The organism is Flagellimonas sp. 2504JD1-5 (assembly GCF_053618295.1).
In genome coordinates this window covers 1,961,699-1,982,870 of record NZ_JBSIOU010000001.1, presented here as the reverse complement: position 1 = coordinate 1,982,870, position 21,172 = coordinate 1,961,699, and the positions used below count along the sequence as shown (strand labels likewise).

20 protein-coding genes are annotated in these 21,172 nt (G+C 40.1%); 8 read left to right on the top strand and 12 right to left on the bottom strand.

Going from position 1 to position 21,172, the window contains the following annotated elements; genetic code table 11:
• Positions 1-9 precede the first annotated feature (9 nt).
• From ACULLG_RS08795 to ACULLG_RS08780, 4 genes are read left to right on the top strand one after another with little or no spacing between them, the layout of a single operon-like run.
• Positions 10-906 carry a MerR family transcriptional regulator gene (locus ACULLG_RS08795; protein WP_452126386.1) on the top strand — a complete coding sequence of 299 codons (897 nt, stop codon included), beginning with the start codon at positions 10-12 and terminating at the stop codon, positions 904-906.
• Between the two features lie 19 nt (positions 907-925).
• The gene (locus tag ACULLG_RS08790) at positions 926-2,380 is read left to right on the top strand and encodes a phytoene desaturase family protein (RefSeq protein ID WP_452126385.1); all 1,455 of its coding nucleotides are present in this window, start codon (positions 926-928) and stop codon (positions 2,378-2,380) included.
• Positions 2,381-2,383: 3 nt separating this feature from the next.
• On the top strand, positions 2,384-3,223 hold the full coding sequence (locus tag ACULLG_RS08785) for a phytoene/squalene synthase family protein (RefSeq protein WP_452126384.1): 840 nt from the start codon (positions 2,384-2,386) through the stop codon (positions 3,221-3,223).
• Positions 3,224-3,673 carry a beta-carotene hydroxylase gene (locus ACULLG_RS08780; protein ID WP_452126383.1) on the top strand — a complete coding sequence of 150 codons (450 nt, stop codon included), beginning with the start codon at positions 3,224-3,226 and terminating at the stop codon, positions 3,671-3,673.
• A gap of 96 nt (positions 3,674-3,769) precedes the next feature.
• On the opposite strand, the gene ACULLG_RS08775 is transcribed toward ACULLG_RS08780, so the two are convergent.
• The 6 genes from ACULLG_RS08775 to ACULLG_RS08750 form a co-directional block, all read right to left on the bottom strand.
• Positions 3,770-4,333 carry a TlpA family protein disulfide reductase gene (locus tag ACULLG_RS08775; RefSeq protein WP_452126382.1) on the bottom strand — a complete coding sequence of 188 codons (564 nt, stop codon included), beginning with the start codon at positions 4,331-4,333 and terminating at the stop codon, positions 3,770-3,772.
• A 4-nt stretch (positions 4,334-4,337) separates the two neighbouring features.
• Positions 4,338-4,898: a TlpA family protein disulfide reductase gene (locus tag ACULLG_RS08770; RefSeq protein WP_452126381.1), complete on the bottom strand. Its 561-nt coding sequence runs from the start codon at positions 4,896-4,898 to the stop codon at positions 4,338-4,340.
• 76 nt (positions 4,899-4,974) lie between these two features.
• Complete coding sequence (locus ACULLG_RS08765; RefSeq protein WP_452126380.1) at positions 4,975-7,245, bottom strand: aconitate hydratase; 2,271 nt, start codon at positions 7,243-7,245, stop codon at positions 4,975-4,977.
• Positions 7,246-7,344: 99 nt separating this feature from the next.
• Positions 7,345-8,298, bottom strand: coding sequence for an AAA family ATPase (locus ACULLG_RS08760; RefSeq protein WP_452126379.1), 954 nt, complete (start codon positions 8,296-8,298; stop codon positions 7,345-7,347).
• Positions 8,299-8,302: 4 nt separating this feature from the next.
• Positions 8,303-9,709 (bottom strand): peptidylprolyl isomerase, encoded by a 1,407-nt coding sequence (locus ACULLG_RS08755; RefSeq protein WP_452126378.1) that lies wholly within the window; start codon positions 9,707-9,709, stop codon positions 8,303-8,305.
• Complete coding sequence (locus ACULLG_RS08750) at positions 9,693-10,625, bottom strand: peptidylprolyl isomerase (RefSeq protein WP_452126377.1); 933 nt, start codon at positions 10,623-10,625, stop codon at positions 9,693-9,695. Before ACULLG_RS08750 ends, ACULLG_RS08755 begins: the two co-directional genes overlap by 17 nt.
• 70 nt (positions 10,626-10,695) lie before the next feature.
• On the opposite strand from ACULLG_RS08750, the gene ACULLG_RS08745 reads away from it, so the two are divergent.
• From ACULLG_RS08745 to ACULLG_RS08730, 4 genes are read left to right on the top strand one after another with little or no spacing between them, the layout of a single operon-like run.
• The gene (locus ACULLG_RS08745) at positions 10,696-10,953 is read left to right on the top strand and encodes a hypothetical protein (protein ID WP_452126376.1); all 258 of its coding nucleotides are present in this window, start codon (positions 10,696-10,698) and stop codon (positions 10,951-10,953) included.
• A 56-nt stretch (positions 10,954-11,009) separates the two neighbouring features.
• Positions 11,010-12,110 carry a serine hydrolase gene (locus ACULLG_RS08740; RefSeq protein ID WP_452126375.1) on the top strand — a complete coding sequence of 367 codons (1,101 nt, stop codon included), beginning with the start codon at positions 11,010-11,012 and terminating at the stop codon, positions 12,108-12,110.
• On the top strand, positions 12,107-12,619 hold the full coding sequence (locus ACULLG_RS08735; RefSeq protein WP_452126374.1) for an SRPBCC family protein: 513 nt from the start codon (positions 12,107-12,109) through the stop codon (positions 12,617-12,619). The genes ACULLG_RS08740 and ACULLG_RS08735 overlap by 4 nt, the downstream gene beginning before the upstream one ends.
• 29 nt (positions 12,620-12,648) lie before the next feature.
• Positions 12,649-13,545 (top strand): hypothetical protein, encoded by an 897-nt coding sequence (locus tag ACULLG_RS08730; RefSeq protein WP_452126372.1) that lies wholly within the window; start codon positions 12,649-12,651, stop codon positions 13,543-13,545.
• Between the two features lie 64 nt (positions 13,546-13,609).
• Here ACULLG_RS08730 and ACULLG_RS08725 read toward each other — a convergent pair whose 3' ends face one another.
• The 6 genes from ACULLG_RS08725 to ACULLG_RS08700 all read right to left on the bottom strand — a co-directional run bounded on the left by ACULLG_RS08725 (position 13,610) and on the right by ACULLG_RS08700 (position 21,171).
• Positions 13,610-15,232, bottom strand: a complete 1,623-nt coding sequence (locus ACULLG_RS08725; protein ID WP_452126371.1) for a Gfo/Idh/MocA family protein — start codon at positions 15,230-15,232, stop codon at positions 13,610-13,612.
• 16 nt (positions 15,233-15,248) lie between these two features.
• Positions 15,249-15,716: a DoxX family membrane protein gene (locus ACULLG_RS08720; protein WP_452126370.1), complete on the bottom strand. Its 468-nt coding sequence runs from the start codon at positions 15,714-15,716 to the stop codon at positions 15,249-15,251.
• An 88-nt stretch (positions 15,717-15,804) separates the two neighbouring features.
• Complete coding sequence (gene rimO / locus ACULLG_RS08715) at positions 15,805-17,112, bottom strand: 30S ribosomal protein S12 methylthiotransferase RimO (RefSeq protein WP_452126369.1); 1,308 nt, start codon at positions 17,110-17,112, stop codon at positions 15,805-15,807.
• 56 nt (positions 17,113-17,168) lie between these two features.
• The gene (locus ACULLG_RS08710; protein WP_452126368.1) at positions 17,169-18,827 is read right to left on the bottom strand and encodes an amidase family protein; all 1,659 of its coding nucleotides are present in this window, start codon (positions 18,825-18,827) and stop codon (positions 17,169-17,171) included.
• 80 nt (positions 18,828-18,907) lie between these two features.
• The gene (locus ACULLG_RS08705; protein ID WP_452126367.1) at positions 18,908-19,762 is read right to left on the bottom strand and encodes a DUF2911 domain-containing protein; all 855 of its coding nucleotides are present in this window, start codon (positions 19,760-19,762) and stop codon (positions 18,908-18,910) included.
• Positions 19,763-19,770: 8 nt separating this feature from the next.
• The gene (locus ACULLG_RS08700) at positions 19,771-21,171 is read right to left on the bottom strand and encodes a sialate O-acetylesterase (protein WP_452126366.1); all 1,401 of its coding nucleotides are present in this window, start codon (positions 21,169-21,171) and stop codon (positions 19,771-19,773) included.
• Position 21,172 lies beyond the last annotated feature (1 nt).

The following is a 21,172-nucleotide window of genomic DNA, read 5'->3' as shown; positions in this document are numbered from 1 at the left end:
TAATAAAAGATGAACAATGTAAAAGCTTCCTTCAGTATCCGTGACATGGAAAATCTGTCCGGAATCAAGGCACACACCATCCGGATTTGGGAAAAAAGATACAATCTGTTTACCCCTGAAAGAACAGATACGAACATAAGAACGTATAGCATTGGTAGTCTTCAAAAACTTTTAAACGTAACGCTACTGTACAACAATGGCTATAAAATTTCCAAAATAGCCAAGATAGAAGAAGCCCAGATACCGGTAATGGTAAGGGAAATTGTTTCCAACAACAGCGCAAAAAGTCATGCCATAAATGCATTCAAACTAGCCATGGTCAATTTTGACCAAACTCTTTTTCTAAATACGTATAGCAGTTTGCTCTCCGAAAAATCATTCAGGGAGATTTTCTCGGACGTGTTCATTCCCTTATTGAATGAGCTTGGCCTTCTGTGGCAAACGGATACTATCAGTCCCGCGCATGAGCATTTTATCACCCATTTGATCAAACAAAAACTGTACATCAATACGGAAAAGTTACAAATGGTAGAGCCTATTAAAAAAGATAGGGTTTTTGCGCTTTTTCTACCCGAAAATGAAATACATGAACTGGGATTGCTTTATATCAATTATGAAATAACGCTTAGGGGCTACAAATCCATTTATTTGGGACAGACCATGCCCATTGAAAGTTTGGAAGACCTATCGAAGTATTACGACAACCTCACTTTTCTTTCATATTTCACGGTTTCACCCACCAAAGATGATTTGGCTTCATATTTTGATAAATTCTCCAAGACCTTGAACGCTGGAAATTCAAATTTGTACGTGCTGGGACACCAAATACAATATGTGGATGAAAACAGTTTACCCAAGAATATCAGAATCTTTGATTCCATAGAAAAAGTTATAGGTATCTTGTAATGACATCCCAAATCAAAAAATGAAAAAGGTAATTGTTATCGGTTCCGGTTTTTCCTCACTCTCTGTAGCCTGTTATTTGGCACAAGCTGGGTTTTCAGTTGAATTGTTCGAAAAAAATTCCACCTTAGGTGGAAGGGCCAGACAATTCAAAAAAGACGGGTTCACTTTTGATATGGGCCCCAGCTGGTATTGGATGCCTGATGTTTTTGATAACTTCTTTGCAGACTTTGGTAAAAAAACGTCAGATTATTATCAGCTTGACAAGTTAGACCCCGCCTACAAGATTTTTTTTAAGGACGATACCATCACCATAGGTGATTGTATGGAAAAAATTTGCGAAGAGTTCGAACGTATTGAGTCTGGAAGTGCTATCAAATTGAAAAACTTCATCAACAAAGCGCAAGACAATTATGATATCGCCATTAACAAGGTTGTACTCCGTCCGGGTTTGTCACCTATGGAACTCGTAACAAAAGAAACAGTGCTTCGGGTTGATCAATTTTTCAAAACCATCAGTCACGAAGTCCGAAGGCGATTCAAAAACCCGAAGTTGATTTCTGTTTTAGAGTTTCCGGTGCTTTTCCTAGGTGCGAAACCCAGTAAAACACCTTCCTTTTACAGTTTTATGAACTTTGCCGACTTTGGTCTAGGTACTTGGCACCCTAAAGGTGGAATGTATCAAGTAATAAAAGCCATGGAAACCTTGGCATTGGAGCTTGGCGTAGAAATCCAAACGGACAGCGCTATCGATGAAATTTTGGTCGATACCGGAAAAGTGAAAGGTGTCAGATGTAAAGAACAAAATCATAATGCTGATTTAGTTGTAAGTGGAGCTGACTATCATCATTCTGAAAGTTTGTTACCCAAAAAATATCGTCAATATTCCGAAACGTACTGGAACAAAAAAACTTATGCTCCCTCCTCCCTGCTATTCTACATTGGTTTCGACAAAAAATTAAATCATATCGAGCACCATAATCTGTTCTTCGACACCGATTTTGATCAGCATGCCATAGAAATTTATGACAATCCACAATGGCCTAGTAAACCTCTGTTCTATGCTAATTTTCCGTCGGTAACAGATGCTTCCATGGCCCCGGAGGGTTGTGAGACAGGATTTTTCCTAGTTCCGATAGCACCTGATTTACAAGATACCCCGCAATTAAGACAGCAATATTTTGATATTATCATGGATAGATTTAGCCAGCATACAGGTCAAGATGCCAAAAAATCCATTATCTTTAAAGAGAGCTTCTGTGTAAATGACTTCATAGAACAATACAATTCTTATAAAGGCAACGCCTACGGTTTAGCCAACACATTGCGCCAAACTGCCTTTTTAAGACCTAACCTCAAAAGTAGCAAAGTAGAAAATTTGTTTTTTACTGGTCAACTTACTGTACCAGGTCCTGGCGTTCCGCCAGCCTTAATTTCTGGAAAATTAGTTGCTGACCTGATAATTAAAAAAACGTAAGCAATGAAAACTATTTTTGATCGTGTATCCTATGATTGCAGCAAAATTGTGACCGAAACCTACAGCACTTCCTTTGCCTTGGCCACAAAAATGCTATCAACCTCAATTCGAAAAGATATTTACAATATTTATGGTTTTGTTCGCTTTGCAGACGAAATTGTGGACAGCTTTCATGACTATAACAAAAAAGAATTGTTCGAGGATTTTGAAGCTTCATTTGAAGCTGCCATTCAAAATAAAATCAGTTTAAATCCCATTTTAAACTCTTTTCAGCATACCTATCACAAATATGATATCCCCATTCATCTGGTTGAGGCTTTTATGAAAAGCATGCGTATGGACTTGACAAAAAAGAAGTATACCTCTTATAAAGAATATAAAGAATACATCTACGGATCAGCCGATGTGGTGGGTTTGATGTGTCTTTGTGTTTTTGTGGATGGTGACAAAGAAAAGTATGAAGAACTAAAGGAATCAGCCATGGCTTTAGGTTCTGCTTTTCAGAAAGTGAATTTCTTACGAGATTTAAAGGCCGATTTTGAAGATTTGGACCGTTCCTATTTCCCGAACACCAATTTAATGGAGTTGGATGAAGTGTCTAAAAAGAGCATCGTGGATGAGATCAAAGCAGATTTCGAAATTGGGTATTCGGGCATTCTTAAACTTCCCGAACAGGCCAAGTTTGGAGTATATACTGCCTATCGGTATTATAAAAAGTTGCTTCAGAAATTACAGAGCACACCTCCTTTGGAAATAAAAAATACCCGAATCCGAGTGCCTAATTATCAAAAATTCGGACTTTTGGCGGAGTCTTATGTAAACTATAAATTACAACTGCTCTAGATGAAAACTCTCTTTTGGATATCCATTTTTTTTGCCACCTTTTCCGTTATGGAATTTATGGCCTGGTTTACCCATAAGTATGTAATGCATGGATTTTTGTGGAGTTTGCATAAAGATCATCACAAAAAGGACCATGATTCGTGGTTTGAACGGAATGATGCTTTTTTCATTTTTTATGCAATTGTCAGTATGATTTGCTTCTATTTGGGTGCGGAAACTGATTTCTGGTATGGCTGGCCTCTGGGGTTTGGAATATTGGCCTATGGTATTGCATATTTTTTTGTGCACGATATTTTTATCCACCAACGGTTTAAGTTGTTCCGAAATGCCAACAATTGGTACGCCAAAGGAGTCCGAAGGGCGCATAAAATGCATCACAAACATTTAGGCAAAAAGGATGGGGAATGTTTTGGTATGTTGATGGTTCCCTTTAAATACTTTAGGAAGTAAATCTTAACCCGCTCTCTAAAAAAACGCACTGTCGGGTCGAGCGCAGTCGAGACCTAATTATTCACCTCTCAACTACGCTCGAGGAGACATCAAGGTTTATTTTTCCAAAAGGAGCTGATCTAACAGAACCCTGATACTTTCCGAGTTCCAATTGGCGGCGCCTTTTTCGTCCACCACAATTTTTCCAGATTTATTTATGATATAGGTCGCCGGAATACTTCCAGACATCAACTCGTATGGAATTTGCGAGCGCTCTAAATAGACAGGTAAATCATAGTTCTTTTTTTGAAGAAACTTCATCACCTTTTCATGGGACTCGCTTGTGACCAGTACAAATTTCACTTTTTTACCATAATCTTGGTACAATTTTTCAATACTTGGAAGTTCGGCTACGCAGGGTGGACACCAAGTAGCCCAAAGATTCACCAGAATCACCTGTCCTTTATTTGATTCAAGGTTTATTTGGTTTCCTTCCAAATCAGCTAATCGCCAATTATAATTGTTCAAAGTCTTTTGCCTATCAGTTTTGACCACATCGGCGCTCGTTGCAAAAATCTTTCCTACAAAAACACGGGCATGAAATCCAACCGGAGTAAACACAATTAAAACAATGGCCAATATCCAAAAGACATTGCCCAAATGTTCTTTAGCAAGTTTCATTATATTATTCGGCAATCAATTTATCCAATAGGTTATACACCTTGGTCGTACTCCAATCTGCAATCTTTCTTTTATAGATTACAATATTGCCTTTTTTATCAATGAGGTAGGAAGAAGGCACCTCATTTGGATTGATAGGATTTTTTTCGCCAATAATTAAATAAGTGACAGGGAAAGTAAATCCGTGTTTGGCCATAAACTCCTCAACAGGTGGTCTGTTTTCATTGGTAATGATGTAAAAGTCCATTTTGCCCTTGTAGGTATCGTACATTTCTTGAATACTGGCCAATTCCGCTTCGCTAGGCAAGCGCCATGAAGCCCAAAGGTTTATGAAAATTACATTGCCTTTCGATTTCTCAAAATTGAAAAAATTCCATTCCGCATCTTTGAGTTTCCAATCATAGTCCGTGATTTTTTCACGCTTTGATTCTTCTATAATGGGAGGTGATGAAGAAAAGACCCGATTTAATAGAATTTTGCCATAATGACCCATCGGAGTCACAAAAAAGGAAAGCACAAAAAGAATAATGGCAATATTAAAAATGGTCCTTTTACTGATTTTCATTCGGTTAGGGTTTGGTTAAAACTAAAAAACTCCTGATGCAATATCAGGAGTTTCTTTGAATTATCCGAAAGGTATTTTATGCATTCTCTTTTTTAATCACATTTAAGGCGGAACCTTCATTAAACCAATGAATTTGTGATTCGTTGTAAGAATGGTTTGTGACAATGGTATCCTTGCTTCCATCAGCATGAACAACCTCTAAAGTCAAAGGTTTGCCCGGTGAAAACTCCTTAATGTCAACAAAGTTGAAGGTATCGTCCTCTTGTATCAAATCATAATCGCTTTCATTAGCAAAGGTCAAGGCCAACATTCCTTGTTTTTTCAAGTTGGTCTCATGAATCCTTGCAAAAGACTTGACCAAAACTGCAGCAACACCTAAATGGCGTGGCTGCATTGCAGCATGCTCTCTTGAAGAGCCTTCTCCATAATTGTGGTCACCAACAACAATGGTTCTTATTCCTTCTTTTTTATAAGCACGCTGGGCATCCGGCACAGCACCGTATTCCCCAGTCAATTGATTCTTTACAAAGTTTGTTTGCTTGTTATAGGCGTTGACGGCACCGATCAAGGTGTTATTTGCTATATTATCCAAATGTCCACGGTATCTCAACCATGGTCCTGCCATTGAAATATGGTCGGTAGTACATTTCCCAAAAGCCTTAATCAACAGCTTTACTCCTTGAAGACTGTCCGAAGAGATTGGAACAAATGGTTCTAGCAATTGAAGTCGCTCTGAAGTTGGCGAAACCACAACCTGTACTCCGCTTCCATCTTCCATAGGGGCTATAAAACCAGCATCTTCTACAGCAAAGCCTTCCGGGGGCAGCTCATACCCTCTTGGTTCATCCAACATTACTTCTTCACCATCTTCATTAATCAATTTGTCGGTGACAGGATTAAAATCCAATCTGCCGGCAATTGCAATAGCGGTCACCAATTCTGGTGAACCAACAAATGCTAGTGTATTCGGGTTACCATCTGCACGTTTTGCAAAATTCCTATTGAAGGAATGTACGATGGTATTTCTTGGTCCTTCAGCAGCTTTATCTCCATAACGGTCCCACATTCCTATGCATGGTCCACACGCATTTGCGAATACTGTGGCTCCAATGGAATCAAAAGTGTCAATAAACCCGTCCCTTTCAATTGTGAATCTGACCTGCTCAGATCCTGGGGTTATGGTAAATTTTGATTTTGTTTTTAAGTTTTTGTCCGAAACCTGCTTTGCCAAAGATGCAGCTCTAGAAATATCCTCATAGGATGAGTTGGTGCAAGATCCTATTAATCCTACTTCAACATTCAATGGCCAGTCGTTAGCTTTTGCAGCTTCACTCATTTTTGAGATTGGAGTTGCCAAATCTGGTGTAAAAGGTCCATTTAAGTGCGGTTCTAAATCATTTAAATTGATTTCAATCAACTGATCAAAGTATTGCTCAGGATTTGCATATACTTCGGCATCGGCGGTTAAATGCTCTTTCACCTCCAAGGCAGCATCAGCAACATCCGCTCTATCTGTAGCTCGAAGATATCGATCCATAGATTCATCATATCCAAAAGTAGAAGTGGTTGCACCAACCTCAGCTCCCATATTACAAATGGTTCCCTTACCGGTACATGACATTGAAATCGCGCCTTCTCCAAAATATTCGATAATAGCACCTGTTCCTCCTTTAGCCGTAAGAATATCGGCTACTTTTAGAATTACATCTTTGGGTGCCGTCCAACCAGACAGTTTCCCGGTCAATTTAACCCCAATCAACTTGGGAAATTTAAGTTCCCAAGGCATTCCGGCCATAACATCAACGGCATCCGCGCCTCCAACTCCTATTGCCACCATACCCAATCCGCCAGCGTTCACGGTATGGGAATCGGTTCCAATCATCATCCCGCCTGGAAACGCGTAGTTTTCAAGTACAACTTGGTGAATAATTCCAGCTCCCGGCTTCCAGAATCCAATTCCATATTTATTGGAAACTGATTCTAGAAAATCAAAAACCTCGTTACTGGTTTCATTTGCTCTTTTTAAATCGGCACTTGCACCAACTTTTGCTTGTATAAGGTGATCACAGTGTACCGTGGTGGGAACTGCTACTTTTGGCTTTCCAGCATGCATAAATTGCAATAATGCCATTTGAGCGGTTGCATCTTGACATGCTACCCTATCCGGGGCAAAATCCACATAGTCCTTACCTCTGGTAAATTGATTGGAAGGTGTTCCTTCCCATAGATGCGAATACAATATTTTTTCTGCAAGTGTCAAAGGTCGCCCCACTAGTTCGCGTGCTTTTTCTATGCGCTCCCCCATAGAAGCGTAGACACCCTTGATCATGTCAATGTCAAATGCCATTTTAGATTGGATTTAAGATTTTTACAATTCGGCTAATTTACTAAAATACCTACGATTTAGGAATTAGAATATGGCAAATAAGTCGGTAGGATTTTGTATTTATAACAATTCTGAAACAATTTTTTCTTCAGAAATGCCTTCGGCCTCCGCTTTGTAGTTTTTTAGTATCCTATGTCTTAAGATTCCCATAGCGATTGCCTTAACATCTTCAATGTCTGGAGAAAACTTCCCATGGATTGCTGCATGTGCCTTTGCGCCCAATATTAAATTTTGGGATGCTCGAGGTCCGGCCCCCCAATCCACATAATTGTTTACAAAATCCAAAGACTCTTCCATGCCCGGTCTGGTCCTATTTACCAATCTCACCGCATAATCAATTACATTGTCAGGAACAGGTATTCTGCGCACCAAATGTTGGACTTCAATTATTTCTTCGGCGCTAAAAAGGGTATCAAGTTGAACTTCTTCATCAGTGGTGGTGGATTTAACCACTTGAATCTCCTCTGCAATAGAAGGGTATTTTAACTCAATTGCGAACATAAAACGATCCAATTGAGCTTCGGGCAAAGGATAGGTCCCTTCTTGTTCAATAGGGTTTTGTGTTGCCAATACAAAATAGGGCATATCCAATTTATACTGTTGTCCTGCGATGGTCACTGCCTTTTCCTGCATGGCCTCCAGAAGTGCAGCTTGCGTCTTTGGTGGTGTTCGGTTGATTTCATCAGCAAGTATAATATTACCAAATACAGGACCTTTGATGAATTTAAAATTTCTGTTTTGGTCCAGCACCTCGCTCCCTAGAATATCACTTGGCATTAAGTCAGGGGTGAACTGAATCCTTTTAAAATCGAGCCCCAATGTTTGTGCAATAGTATTTACCATCAAAGTTTTGGCCAAACCAGGAACACCGATCAATAGGGAATGTCCGCCGGTATAAATTGAAAGTAGAATTTGCTCAATTACCGAATCTTGGCCAACAATGACCTTGGCGATTTCATTTTTTAGGGTTTGATGTTTTTTTACAAGGTTTTCAACCGCAATAACGTCTGACATGCATTTAGTCCTTTACCCAGTTATTTGCAAAATCGCAACCTCTATTTTCGGTGTTTACGTGGATATACGTATCATCTATATGCTCGTTCATCCATTCTTTGATAGCATTAAACTGCTTTTCCCTTAGCGCCAGTTCTTGAATTTTGATATAATCTTGCGCAAAATCAGCCTGATGCTCATCGTAGCGGTTTGAAATCTTCATAATCTTGAACTTGGGCGCCCCTCCTCTTTGGTCATCCTCGCGTATTGGCTTGGAAATTTCTTGATCTTTAAGGTTTCTGACTTGATTGTACAAAGTCGGGTCCATTTTTGTCAACTCAAATCTTGAGTCAAAATTAATCGGGTTACGAAGCAGCCCGCCATCAAATTTGGTTTCTTTTTCTTCAGAAAAGTTCAATGCGGCATCGGCAAATGTATACTTACCATCCAAAATCTGTTGACGGATACTATCTAGTTCCTTAACGGCTGCCTCCATGGCACTTTGGGGTATTTCAGGTATAAGAAGAATATGTCTTAGATCTAATTCCTGTCCCCTGATTTTCTCAATATAAATGATGTGATACCCAAAATCGGTTTCAAAGGGTTCAGAAATCTCCCCTTCCTGCAAACTAAAGGCAACGTCTTTAAATTCCTTGACAAAAGGTGTCTCTCGTGTCATGCTATAAAATCCTCCTTTAGATTTTGAGCCTGGATCTTGTGAATATAGAATGGCCTTTACATTAAAACTGGCATCGTTATCTTCAACATCCTGTTTTATTTGTTTCAATCTGTCAATTACCTTTTGCTTCTCTTCTTCAGGTGCCGTAGGTTGTTTTACAATTTGGGCAATCTCCAGTTCCGCTCCGAAAACGGGTCTCTCACTTTCAGGAATCTTATTGAAAAACTGACGTACCTCTTCTGGAGTAACCTCAATTTCCTCTACAATCTTACCCTGCATTTTCTCTGAAAGCATTCGAAGCTTGTTAATTTCGAACAGTTCTGTTCTGAAACTTTCAATATCTGGTTTCTTATAAAACTTCAACACTTTTTCAATAGATCCAACCTGAGCGGTAAGTTGCTGAATTTGTCTATCGCTCTGTGCATTTACTTGATCATCCGACACCAAAAGACTGTCTTGCACGGCCTGATGGGCATACAAACGATCTTCCATCAACTTTCCAAGGACACTGCATCGCGTAAAATCAGCAGTTGAAGCTCCCTGGCTTTTTAGGTCGATGAACGTTTTCTCAATATCTGATTCGAGAATTACGTAGTCCCCAATCACCGCTGCAATACCATCCAATTTTACTTTTTTGGTAACCACTGTGGTATCCTTTTTTTCCAACGTCGCCTGATCGCTTTCCTGGGCATTAATAAATCCAAAAGTGACAAATAATGCCAGTGCGAGCAGTTTCTTATTCATTTTTTTCATAGACCTCAAATTCATTCTTCTTTGTTGCTTCGTCAATAATTTCTGTTTCCAGCTTTCGTACATAATCCAACCTACGTCGATTTAGAATCAGCTGTTTAATATCTGGAGATATATATTCAAAAGGCGCCGTGTCGTTGACTTCCAAAACCTCTCTCACCCTACCCAAATATACCCCTAAGGAGTCTTCCAACTCAAAAAATTGTGATTTTTTTAAGTAGTTGGCTTCATTTACAGAGGTTAGTGCAGGTATTTCCTCCATTACCCTTGATGCACTCACCCAAACAGAGTCGTTAAAATGTAACTTTTTGAATTGTACAGCTATGGAGTCGAGGTATTTTTTGTCCTCTTCCTCCCAGTTTTTCATTTTTGCGATTACCTGATCTTTGTCCAAAAATTGAGGGGGCAAGGTCACAAAACGCAACTGGACCAACTTCTCATTCAATTTAAAGTTCTCTTTTTCCCTTTCGTAATATGACCTCAGTTGTGCTGTTGTTACCGCAGTATCTTGTGCCTGCAATACCAAAGCTTCGATGTAGGCCCGTGTATACAAATCTGCCCGGTAATCCTCGACCAAACGGTCAAACGCAGTTAATTCCTCCTCCGGAAGGTTTATTTTAGACTTGGATAGCAACAATTGTTTTGAAGCCCAGTTGTTGATGTAGTTAGTTACAAACAGAGCACTATCCTGTGGAGACATATCGTCTCGTATGAGTGAAGCTACATCATCTTTATAAAGGTAAATATCCCCTACCCGGGCCAGCGGTTCTTTTTCTGCTTTTTCCCTAAAAATGGAACCGCAAGAACCTAGAAATACAAGAATAATCAAGCCCAAAAGAGGCCTTATATTTTTTTGGAGCATAAGCATTCCGCAAAAATAACAATTACTGCATCCCACGCAAGCAGGTTCCATTCTCATTAACAGATTTTTAGTACGATATTTAAACCGCGGAATTTATTACATTAGTACAACCACAAACTAAACTAGGATGGAAAAAGTCTTGGATAGAAAAATTAAACTGATATGGGATTTTCGCGGACCAGGAGCTGCCAAAACTGCAGAACACTATAGAAAGCACCTTGAAGAGTTTATTATAATAGAAGAATTGAAGTTTGACATTACAGGCGTAAATCATTTTAGCGACACCCATAGTATTGCCTATTTGGTGGTCGCCGAATTTGAAATGGATGAAGCGCGTGAAATCTTGAAACCACATAGGGGTGAGGTCTACTTGAATGACTTTTGATGGTTCTCAATAAAGAAACATCCAAATACAAGCTTGTTTTGTTTACATTTTTTGGCATGTTTTTTATCTCATGTCAAAAAGAGCAATCCACAAATCCTTTGGAACAAGTACTTGCATCTGAGCATGTTTCTATAGCAAAGGTAATGGACAGCATTGCGCATTTTGAGGTTCAAATTCGGTACACCCAGATTCACAGGGAAAAGGATAACATCCGATTCAAGGATTTTGATTTTCAGGTTGACAAGAACAATTATTTCTATCCTGCGAGTACCGTTAAGTTTCCGGCTGCTGTTGCTGCTTTGGAAAAATTGAATGCTATCGATTCACTAACAATGGACACCCGTTTCTATATTGAAGGGGATTCTGTGGAAACAACTTTCAAAAAGGCCATTTCTGAAATATTTGCAGTATCGGACAATGCTGCAAATAACCGATTGCTCGAATTTTTAGGTCAGGATGAGCTTAATACAAGAATGTTGGACAAAGGTGTTGGACCTATTCGGATAGCTCATCGTCTATCTACATCCGATGCTGATAATGTGACGACCAAACCTTTGATCATTTATTTAAACGATTCAACCACTGCAAGTAGTACACCCATTATAAATACCTATCCGACACAACTTCAGCTGAACAAAATCAAAAAAGGAAATGCTTTTTATTCCGATGACTCATTGCAAGAGGGACCCTTTGACTTTTCAAAAAAGAATTATTATCCGATTGAAGCGCAGCACGCTTTGCTAAAACGCATTATTTTTCCAGATGTCTTTCCCCAGGAACAGCAATTTAACTTAAGCAACCTGCAACGTGAATTTCTTCTGGAAGCAATGCATACCTTGCCAAAAGACCTCGGCTACGACACACAGGTTTACTATGACAGCTATGTAAAATTTTTTATGTTCGGGGATTCTTCCGAACCCATGCCGGAGCATATCAAAATATATAACAAAGTGGGTTATGCCTATGGCACCTTAACAGATAGCGCTTACATCAAAGACGAAAAGAACAATCTTGATTTTATGGTAACCGCTACCATTTTGGTCAATAAAGATGGTATCTTTAATGATAATGTGTATGAATATGACGCTGTTGGAATACCTTTTTTAGCTCAGTTAGGTCGAGAATTGTATCAATATGAATTAAATCGTAAGCCATGAACAAATTGACTTTTGATTGTTTCACCAAGAAAATCTTTATTAAAGCCTCAATGGAAAAATTGTATTGGTGTTGGGGAACTTCCGCTGGAATAACTTCATGGTTTTTGAGCAATGCGGACTACATTTCGGCTTCTGGAGAAAAAAGAGCTGATGATGAAAAAATCCAAGCAGGGGACACTTATACTTGGAAATGGCACAACTGGGATGGGACCGAAACAGGCAAAGTGCTCAAAGCCAATGGTGTTGATTTTTTGGAAATTTCCTTTGCCGACAGCAATGTCTCGGTAGCTCTGGAAGATCATGACAAAGCGGTGCTGCTTACATTAAAACAATTCGATATCCCCACAGACGACCAGAGCAAGCTTAATATCCATCATGGATGTAGTAATGGTTGGACCTTTTGGTTGGCCAATCTTAAGGCCTATTTGGAGCACGGAATATTGCTGAACGAAACCGAATTTGATTTAAGGAATATCCCCCTCTCCGGTTTTGAGTTCGTAAATATGTAATAACAATCACATTTGGGCAATAAGATTCTATGAAGGTTCTACTATCTATAATTGCTGTATATTTTATCGTTTGCTCTTGCAAATTGAATCCCAATGAAAAGGGATCGCAAGCAACGGATTTGGATGAAGCCAAGGGAAGCACAAATCCTGCTGTAGTTCAATGGGTTACGGGTGACCTTTTGCAAAATGTGGAAAGTGTTGCCTACGACCCCGTGAACCATGTTTACTATGCATCTTGCGGAAAGGACTACAAACTGGGGACGAATGGATACATTTCCAAAATATCATCGACAGGGGAATTATTGGAAGCAACATGGATAAAAAACCTTAATCGTCCCACGGGAATGGCAATCAGGGACAATATACTATATGTAGCGGATATCAATCGACTTTTAATTATTGACATCGCTAAAGGCCAAGTCATGGAAAGTATCCCAGAACCAATTCCGAATTCCGGGTTGAATGATGTAGCTGTCAATCATAAAGGTGACCTATTCATAACTGCTTCATTTGTGCACTCCATCTTTAAATTAGAACAGGAGCATTTAGAAATTTTCATCGAAGATGACGAAAAATTAAAATGGGCCAACGGCATTACGTTTGTTGGGAAAGATTTGATAGTGGGCGGCACGAATCTGGTAAAAATTGACATTGCATCAAAGAAAATTGACGTATTGATACTAAAACCTTCCATAGCAGACTTTGATGGGATAGTTTCCGATGGAATAGGAGGACTATATGCAACTACTGTGGAAAATAGTGCCCTCTGGTACATAAATGAAAACCTTGAGGTAAAAGAAATGGCCTCTGGAGGAGGTTATTTTGGTGATTTAGATTATTTAGTATCCCAAAAAAAGTTGTCCATTGCCAGGGGAAATAAAGAAACCAACACCTTTTTTATTGAAACCCGCAACACCATCGATTAGACAAGTTAACCCATAAGGCCAAAACCCACATTTGCCCTTTCAATCAACGATCTTGAAAAAGATATCAACCCAAGGTCGCATCCTCAGGTTTCATTTCCCATCTTCCATTGTACAACAAAACCTCATCAAAATCAATTCCTTCTATGTGTTTGAGTGTTTGATTTTCAGAATCCCATTCAATTTTTCTTCCTAATTTCCACGATAATCCTGCCATGTGGGCCGCTATTGCCTCTTCAAAGCCTTCTTTGATTCCACAGCTAACCTTTCCACCATTTTTAATGACACTCAGCCACTCTCTCATGTGAAGAAAGGTCGAATCAACCCGAACCCCATCAATATAGGTCCACATAAGGCCTTTGTCTGCAAAATATTGGGATGTGGCAGAGGATATGGCATCGGGCACATTTGCAGCTGGATTGTATTGATAAATTGGAATTTGCGGCTTCATTTTCTCAGTCTCTAACATTTCAGCATACCTGGTAGAAGCAATATCAGGCCAAATGGTAAGTTTGTTGCCTAGCTCCATAGTGGCATCATGCCCCATTAAAATTGTTGGTCTACCAAATGAATTTCCGAGCGAAGCACTATAACAAAAAGTCATTCCCTTTTCTTTGCCCTTTGCCTGACTACTTCCTGTTGAAAAATTGGGGAATTCCATATTTACCTGAAGTACATCAGGCACGTTTCTGCCATCGTTATGAGTATATATACCGCCAGATGCTGAAACAGATTCTGGAATACCCATATTGAGCACACAGTTCAAACGGTCGTAATCATGGGTCAACAAATCGCCAGAAAGCCCTGAACCATAGGCCCACCATTTACGCCATCTGAAAAAATGGTTTTTGTTGAAGGGAACCTTGGGAGCGGACCCCAAAAACTGGTCCCAATCAATGGTATTGGTATTGGCCTGATCATGGATATCGTAGTTCCATGCTCCATTATCATCATTTCTGTTGGTATTGGTTTGGATCAGGGAAATATGACCCAATGTTCCTTTTTCAACAATATCTCTTGCCGTTCTAAAACTTAAGGTTTGTCTGTGTTGATGTCCTATTTGTAGAATCGCATCAGATTTTTTGGCAGCATCGCGCAATTGATAGGTTTCTTCAACGGTATGGGTCATGGGCTTTTCCACATAAACATGAACGTTGTTGTTCAATGCTTCAATGGCCATCGGGGCATGCCAATGGTCCGGTGTAGCAATTACAACTGCATCTATGTCTTCACTATGTATCATTTCTTTATAGTTGGAGTACCTTTTAATCTTATTTTCTGATGTTGAAAATGATCTTATGGCCTTCTCGGCCCTAACATCAAAAACATCACATATTCCTGCCAATTTTACATTGAGTTTGTCTTGTGCCAGAAAGTCTTCCAATGCTTTGTTATTGGGGTCTTCTTCCGCCGCCAATCTCATTTCTTCTTTCCATTCCTCCGTGGCAAATCCCAAAGACCTACAAAGTTGTTCCCCTCTGATTCCAAAGCCAATGATACCAATTTTGACAGGATTACCTCCTATTCCTGGCACGGCAGGTGGTAAGGATGGACTAATGTTCAATTGATTCAGAATTTCAGACCGTTTCTTTTTACGGTTGACCACAGATGCGGCACCTGCCCACCAGACAGCGCCCAAAATGGGAAGTCCACCCAAACCTTTCAATAAATCTCTTCGTGTCCAGTTCATAGCTATTGTGTTTTGGTTAATTGTCCTTTTTAAAATGCCCAAGCCCAAAAAAACGGGCGGTCGGATAGTTGTAAATAACAACGCAGGCCACTAGTTCAATCAAATTTTTGTTTACCCACCAATAATTACCTTCCACATTGATTTGCTGGATCCCAGGAAAAGATGGATGGGCCAGATAGTATAAACTCAAAAGGGCAATAGCGACCAAAGCCCCTTTCTTTTCAAAAATTCCAAGAAGGAATGTAATTCCCACGACCAAAAGTGCTGTAACATTCATGGTATCCACCCAATCTATCAATGAAGGTGCGGTCAAGGAATGAAAAATCGATTTAAAAGGCCCTTGCGCAGAGGCGAGGTACCCAAATGAAGTCCATTCTGGATTGTACAATTTTACGATGCCCTCATACAAAAAGTGCCATCCGATTAAAATTCGTAAAAGTGTAATGCTAATTTTGACCCTACGGTCGTTGGCTGTGGTGACCATAATTTGGTGTTTTTGATTAGAATTGAACCTACCAAATCTACAATAAACTCAAAAAACCAATTATGATATTTATCAAAAAATTTATCGATTATTGACCGACTGGAACGCCAACCAAATCAAAATCCGAAGCTTCAATGATTTCAATGTTGATAAAAGAACCAATTTGCGCATAGTGCTTTGTTGCATCGATCAATACTTCGTTATCCACATCGGGAGAATCAAACTCTGTTCGCCCAACAAAATGGTTACCTTCTTTTCTGTCGATAATACAACGGAACGTTTTTCCCACTTTTTCTTGATTCAACTCCCAAGAAATCTGCGATTGTAGTTCCATAATTTCATTGGCCCGTTGTTGTTTTGTTTCCTCAGGGACATCATCGACAAGAGAATAGGCATGTGTATTTTCCTCATGACTATAGGTAAAACATCCCAATCGCTCAAAACGCATTTCCTTTACCCAATTTTTTAAGGTTTGAAAGTCCTCCTCGGTTTCCCCAGGATATCCAACAATCAAAGTGGTACGTATTGTCATTTCAGGGACGGCCTCCCTAAAATCCTGTAACAACTTTGTTGTTTTTGCCTTGGTGGTTCCCCTTCGCATGCTTTTCAAGATGGAGTCTGAAATGTGTTGAAGGGGGATATCGATATAATTACAAATCTTTGGTTCATTTTTCATGACCTCCAGCACATCCATCGGAAAACCAGTGGGAAATGCATAATGTAAACGAATCCATTCGATGCCATCGACTTTGACCAATGCCTGAAGCAATTCGGCAAGATTTCTCTTTTTATAAAGGTCTAACCCATAATAAGTTAGATCCTGGGCAATTAGAACCAATTCTTTAACTCCTTTAGCAGCCAGTTTTTCCGATTCTTCCACTAGTTTTTCAATGGGCTTGCTTTTGTGCTTTCCCCGCATCAAGGGAATGGCACAAAACGAGCATGGCCTGTCACAACCCTCCGCAATTTTTAAATAGGCGTAGTTCTTGGGGGTTGTGGTCAATCGTTCCCCGATTAACTCATGTTTATAGTCCGCTCCAAGCGCCTTTAGTAAGTTTGGAAGGTCACTGGTTCCAAAATATTCATCCACATTGGGGATTTCTTTTTCCAAATCTGGTTTATAGCGCTCACTTAGACATCCGGTTACAAAAACCTTGTCGACATCCCCTGCTTCCTTTTTTTGAACATATTCCAAAATGGTGTTGACACTCTCTTCTTTGGCATTGTCGATGAACCCACAGGTATTGATGACCACCACATTGCCCTCTTCTTCATGTGCCACATCTTTGTTATTGGCCTTTAATTGGCCCATAAGCACCTCAGAATCGTAGACATTTTTGCTACAACCCAGGGTAACCACATTGATTTTGTTCTTTTTAAGGGATTTTGTTCGCATAATTCCTATAAATGGGGTGCAAAAGTACAAAAGTTAATCCCATTGAAACCATGAGGTCATTCCTTATACCCATCAGGAATTTTTCGGGCTTGGATCAATGACTCAAATGCGGCTCCCATACTATAGAGTTTTCCTTCTTGATATTGCTTTCCGATAAACGTAAGATTAACGGGCTCGCCAGAATTCTTATATCCCATAGGAATGGTCAACGCTGGATATTCAGCTACAGCCGCTGCTCCCGCATCATAATTATTGATAGATAAAATGGCATCCAATCCGTGTTCGTTCATGGGAACATTAAAGTAGGTGCGGCCATTGGTTCTCAATCTTTTTTTTATCTCCATAAGTCCCTCTGCAGAAGTGGTGTCGGCTAAAATTCCATTAAAACGAGCCTGTCCATAAGGTATTCGAACCGTACTATCTTGTTTGTTAAATTCCACAGCATCCTGCACATTTGCTATGGCAATGGAATCCCTATTCTTTATTTGGGTTTCAATATATGCCGGTAGGTCGTTCTTCATATCAATATTCAAAATGGAAAGAAAATCGTCAAATTTCACCTCTGGTGGCTCAAATTCAATGATGGTCGCTCCTGCTGCTTTCAACTTCTCCATTGTTGCACGATAGGTGGAGTCATTTTCCATATAGTTTTTAAAAACCCCAAATCGCCTACCCTTAAGGATAGTTTTTTCTGCGTACCATTGTTCGGGCCAGGCAGCTTGAACGGATTTGTCATCGCTGATATCAAACCCGCGCATGGCGTCCAATAAAATTCCATTATCAATCACATTTTTAGTCATTGGACCAGGGGTGTCCAGCGTACTCGAAATTGGAACTATTCCCGTTCGACTCAGAAGGCCAACGGTTGGTTTCATCCCAACAACAGAATTTTGGCCGGATGGAGATAAAATGGATCCGGATGTTTCGGTACCCACAGCCGCAACGGCATAGTTTGCAGCAATTGAAGTTCCGCTTCCCGCGCTTGAGCCTCCAGTATCAAAAACCCGTCGTCCATATGGGTTCAAGGTTTGACCACCGACGGCACTCTGCCCATTCGGACATTCACAAATAAAGTTGGCCCACTCACTTAGGTTGACTTTGCCCAATATCAGGGCACCATTTTCTTTGAGTCGTTTTACTATAAATGCATCATCCGTTCGGTTGTGTTGCAAAGCAAGGGACCCAGCGGTAGTATTCATGCCATCCGCCCCGATGTTATCTTTCAACAAAATTGGCATGCCATAAATGGGATGGTGGCCCTCCGAATTCTTATCAAGAGCTCTGGCGTCCTCCAAAACATTTCTATTCAGGGCGATGATAGTGTTCAAGGTAGTTTCATTGGGTAATTCGTAAGTATAAATGCGATGTAGATAAAAGAGAACCAAATCCTCATAACTAAACTTTTCTTCGGAAATGTGTTTTTGGATAGTCGGTATATTTTGTTCCAAGACCAAAGGCTTCATCGTTTCATATTTCTCCATGGAGAACCCAGAAACTTTGACATGCAATGGGGTAAAAACCTCATTTTTATCCAATACCCTGGATTGAATGAATTTATAACGCATTCGTTCCTTTTCATGATTGGCATTTTGAGCGACCTCAGTCGAATCATTGTAAGGAATCCAGAGTGGTTTTTCTTCTGTAACTTCTTCTATTTCTTTTACCTCAACAGGTGTAACAGTCTCTTCTTTGACCTTCTCATCCTTCTTTTCCAAGAATTGACAGGATTGAAGCGTAAAAAAAAGTAGGGTGACAGCCCACGTGAATCGATATGTTTTCTTTTTAAAAAGCATTGCTATTTTAATTGTTTTTTCCAGACATCAATATTTTTTTGATTCATCCGAACAAATTCGTCCTTGCCCAATCCATCTGCAATTTTTAATGATTTTTTGGCCGATTTAATTGCAGACCTGTAATCTCCCAATTTGGCCTCTACCAAAGATTTAACGCGATGGAAATAATAGGTGTCGCCGCCCAATTCCAGCGCCTTGCTCAAATAATTCAAAGCTCTTTGGTAATCCATGTCCTGTTCCTGAAGATATCGGGCAGCTTCATAATAGGTTTGCGCAGTCGGATTTTCCACAATCTGCTTAACAATTTCCAACTGCATTTGGGCGTGCGTATCCACTTCAAAGGGAATGGCGACTTTAGCATTGGCCCATACCAAGTACATTTGGGCGGAATTATGAGTGATAGAATCAAAAGAAATCAAGAAATTCTCCTGGTGATAGGGTATTTTTTGAGGTTTAACGGAAATACGAAATACATCTTCTTCTGGGTTGTAATTTTTTCTACCGTCACCCCAATGTGTGGTATTGGCATGAAACGCTATCTCCCAGGTATCCAATTCTGGGAAAGCGTACAAAGCGTATGTGCCTTTTGGTAAGGTATTGCCCAAAATGGTCATATTGGCATTTACCGTAATTTTGGTGCTTTCATTGGCTCCCACCCTCCAAATTCTACCATAAGGAACGAGTCCACCAAATATTTGGCGGCCTTTTACAGCGGGACGGGAATATTTGACGGTTATTTTTGATAAGCCAATTTCTTGTTCCACCATTGAAAAAGGACTTGCCTTTGGATGCCTGATCTGAGCATTGCTATGCAGAAAACAAGAAAAAAGAACCAAGGTCAAAAGTCTTAGAGCCATGTTTTTCATCAATCAATATTAATTTCCCAATCATCTGTCCGGAAGGCGGAGGCTGGTAATCCTGCAGCGTTATACAGATTTGGCAAGGCCTTGTCATAAAAGGCAAATCGGACCGCCATTGGCTTTTTTACTTTTGAGGAGGATACCTCTACGGTGCTTCCTTTGATTCTAGCCTTTGCTTCATGGAACTGCTTGTCCGAACCAGCTATATAGAATTCTTTTAATGCCTTTCCTTTCATTTTTAAACCATCGGCATGGTCAAAAGTCAATATGATTTTATTCTTTTTGACTTCCATGCTTTTATAAACAGGTCCGCTATACGGCACATCTTTGACGCCATAGGTTTTGGCCAAGGCCCAAAGCGCCAATCGTCTTCCCACTTCTTGTTTGTTTGTAGGATGAATATCCTTTAAGTTTCCAATGTCGTTGGTAACGGCCATTCCCGTGTTTGGAACAGTAAGCATAGTTTGTAACTGTGCATCTCTGACTACCGCTGCCTTAATGTCCTTTTTATCCTTGTCATAATCAAACGGAGCAATCTGGGCGAAGTAGAATGGAAAATCGTTTTTCCAAAGGTCTCTCCAAGATTCAATTAAAAATGGGAATGATTTATAATAGGATTTTGAATTTGCACGGTTCGATTCGCCTTGATACCAAATAGCTCCGGCTATATTGAATTTTAGCAAGGGATGAATCATAGCATTATAAGCTGTTCCCGGAAGGTGCGGCCACCATTCGAACTCGGAAATTTGCTTGGCCGCATCATTTAGTTCTTTATCCGCTGCAATTCGCTCTTCGGGAATCCAGACCTCCACGGGTGTACCTCCCCAATTGGAACTGATCAAACCAATGGGCACCGACATATTTTTATGAAGTTTTCTTCCCAAGAAGTAAGCCACGGAACTAAAGTTCTGCATAGTCTCAGGTGAGCAAGAAACCCATTCTCCCGGAGTATCATCTTGGGGCGTGGTTGATTTCCGTTGCGGCACTTGAAAGAAGCGTATATTGGGATAGTTTGCCTTTTGTATTTCTTCTTCAGAATTATCCAACCCCATATTGGGCGTCCACTGCATATTGGACTGCCCGGAGGCAATCCACACTTCGCCGATCATTACGTTTGAAAATACAAGTTCTTCATGGCCCTTGATAGTCAATGTGTAAGGCCCTCCAGCTATCGGAGTTGGCAATTGCGCAGACCAAACGCCTTGATGCGCCTTGGCTGTGACTTCCATATTGTTCCAGGAACCTATAATCGTAATGGTTTCACTGGTTGCTGTTGTCCAACCCCATATGGTAGCTTCAGATTGCTGTTGCAGTACCATATTATCGGATAGAATCGTAGGGGTCCATATCTTGCCAAAACTGACATTGGCCAGTAATACAAAAATCAAAAAGAGTAATTTTTTCATC

Coding starts and splice junctions, on each gene's coding strand:
- ACULLG_RS08795 (WP_452126386.1), top strand. CDS start 10: ATGAACAATGTAAAAGCTTCCTTCAGTATCCGTGACATGGAAAATCTG.
- ACULLG_RS08790 (WP_452126385.1), top strand. CDS start 926: ATGAAAAAGGTAATTGTTATCGGTTCCGGTTTTTCCTCACTCTCTGTA.
- ACULLG_RS08785 (WP_452126384.1), top strand. CDS start 2,384: ATGAAAACTATTTTTGATCGTGTATCCTATGATTGCAGCAAAATTGTG.
- ACULLG_RS08780 (WP_452126383.1), top strand. CDS start 3,224: ATGAAAACTCTCTTTTGGATATCCATTTTTTTTGCCACCTTTTCCGTT.
- ACULLG_RS08775 (WP_452126382.1), bottom strand. CDS start 4,333: ATGAAACTTGCTAAAGAACATTTGGGCAATGTCTTTTGGATATTGGCC.
- ACULLG_RS08770 (WP_452126381.1), bottom strand. CDS start 4,898: ATGAAAATCAGTAAAAGGACCATTTTTAATATTGCCATTATTCTTTTT.
- ACULLG_RS08765 (WP_452126380.1), bottom strand. CDS start 7,245: ATGGCATTTGACATTGACATGATCAAGGGTGTCTACGCTTCTATGGGG.
- ACULLG_RS08760 (WP_452126379.1), bottom strand. CDS start 8,298: ATGTCAGACGTTATTGCGGTTGAAAACCTTGTAAAAAAACATCAAACC.
- ACULLG_RS08755 (WP_452126378.1), bottom strand. CDS start 9,709: ATGAAAAAAATGAATAAGAAACTGCTCGCACTGGCATTATTTGTCACT.
- ACULLG_RS08750 (WP_452126377.1), bottom strand. CDS start 10,625: ATGAGAATGGAACCTGCTTGCGTGGGATGCAGTAATTGTTATTTTTGC.
- ACULLG_RS08745 (WP_452126376.1), top strand. CDS start 10,696: ATGGAAAAAGTCTTGGATAGAAAAATTAAACTGATATGGGATTTTCGC.
- ACULLG_RS08740 (WP_452126375.1), top strand. CDS start 11,010: ATGTTTTTTATCTCATGTCAAAAAGAGCAATCCACAAATCCTTTGGAA.
- ACULLG_RS08735 (WP_452126374.1), top strand. CDS start 12,107: ATGAACAAATTGACTTTTGATTGTTTCACCAAGAAAATCTTTATTAAA.
- ACULLG_RS08730 (WP_452126372.1), top strand. CDS start 12,649: ATGAAGGTTCTACTATCTATAATTGCTGTATATTTTATCGTTTGCTCT.
- ACULLG_RS08725 (WP_452126371.1), bottom strand. CDS start 15,232: ATGAACTGGACACGAAGAGATTTATTGAAAGGTTTGGGTGGACTTCCC.
- ACULLG_RS08720 (WP_452126370.1), bottom strand. CDS start 15,716: ATGGTCACCACAGCCAACGACCGTAGGGTCAAAATTAGCATTACACTT.
- rimO (WP_452126369.1), bottom strand. CDS start 17,112: ATGCGAACAAAATCCCTTAAAAAGAACAAAATCAATGTGGTTACCCTG.
- ACULLG_RS08705 (WP_452126367.1), bottom strand. CDS start 19,762: ATGGCTCTAAGACTTTTGACCTTGGTTCTTTTTTCTTGTTTTCTGCAT.
- ACULLG_RS08700 (WP_452126366.1), bottom strand. CDS start 21,171: ATGAAAAAATTACTCTTTTTGATTTTTGTATTACTGGCCAATGTCAGT.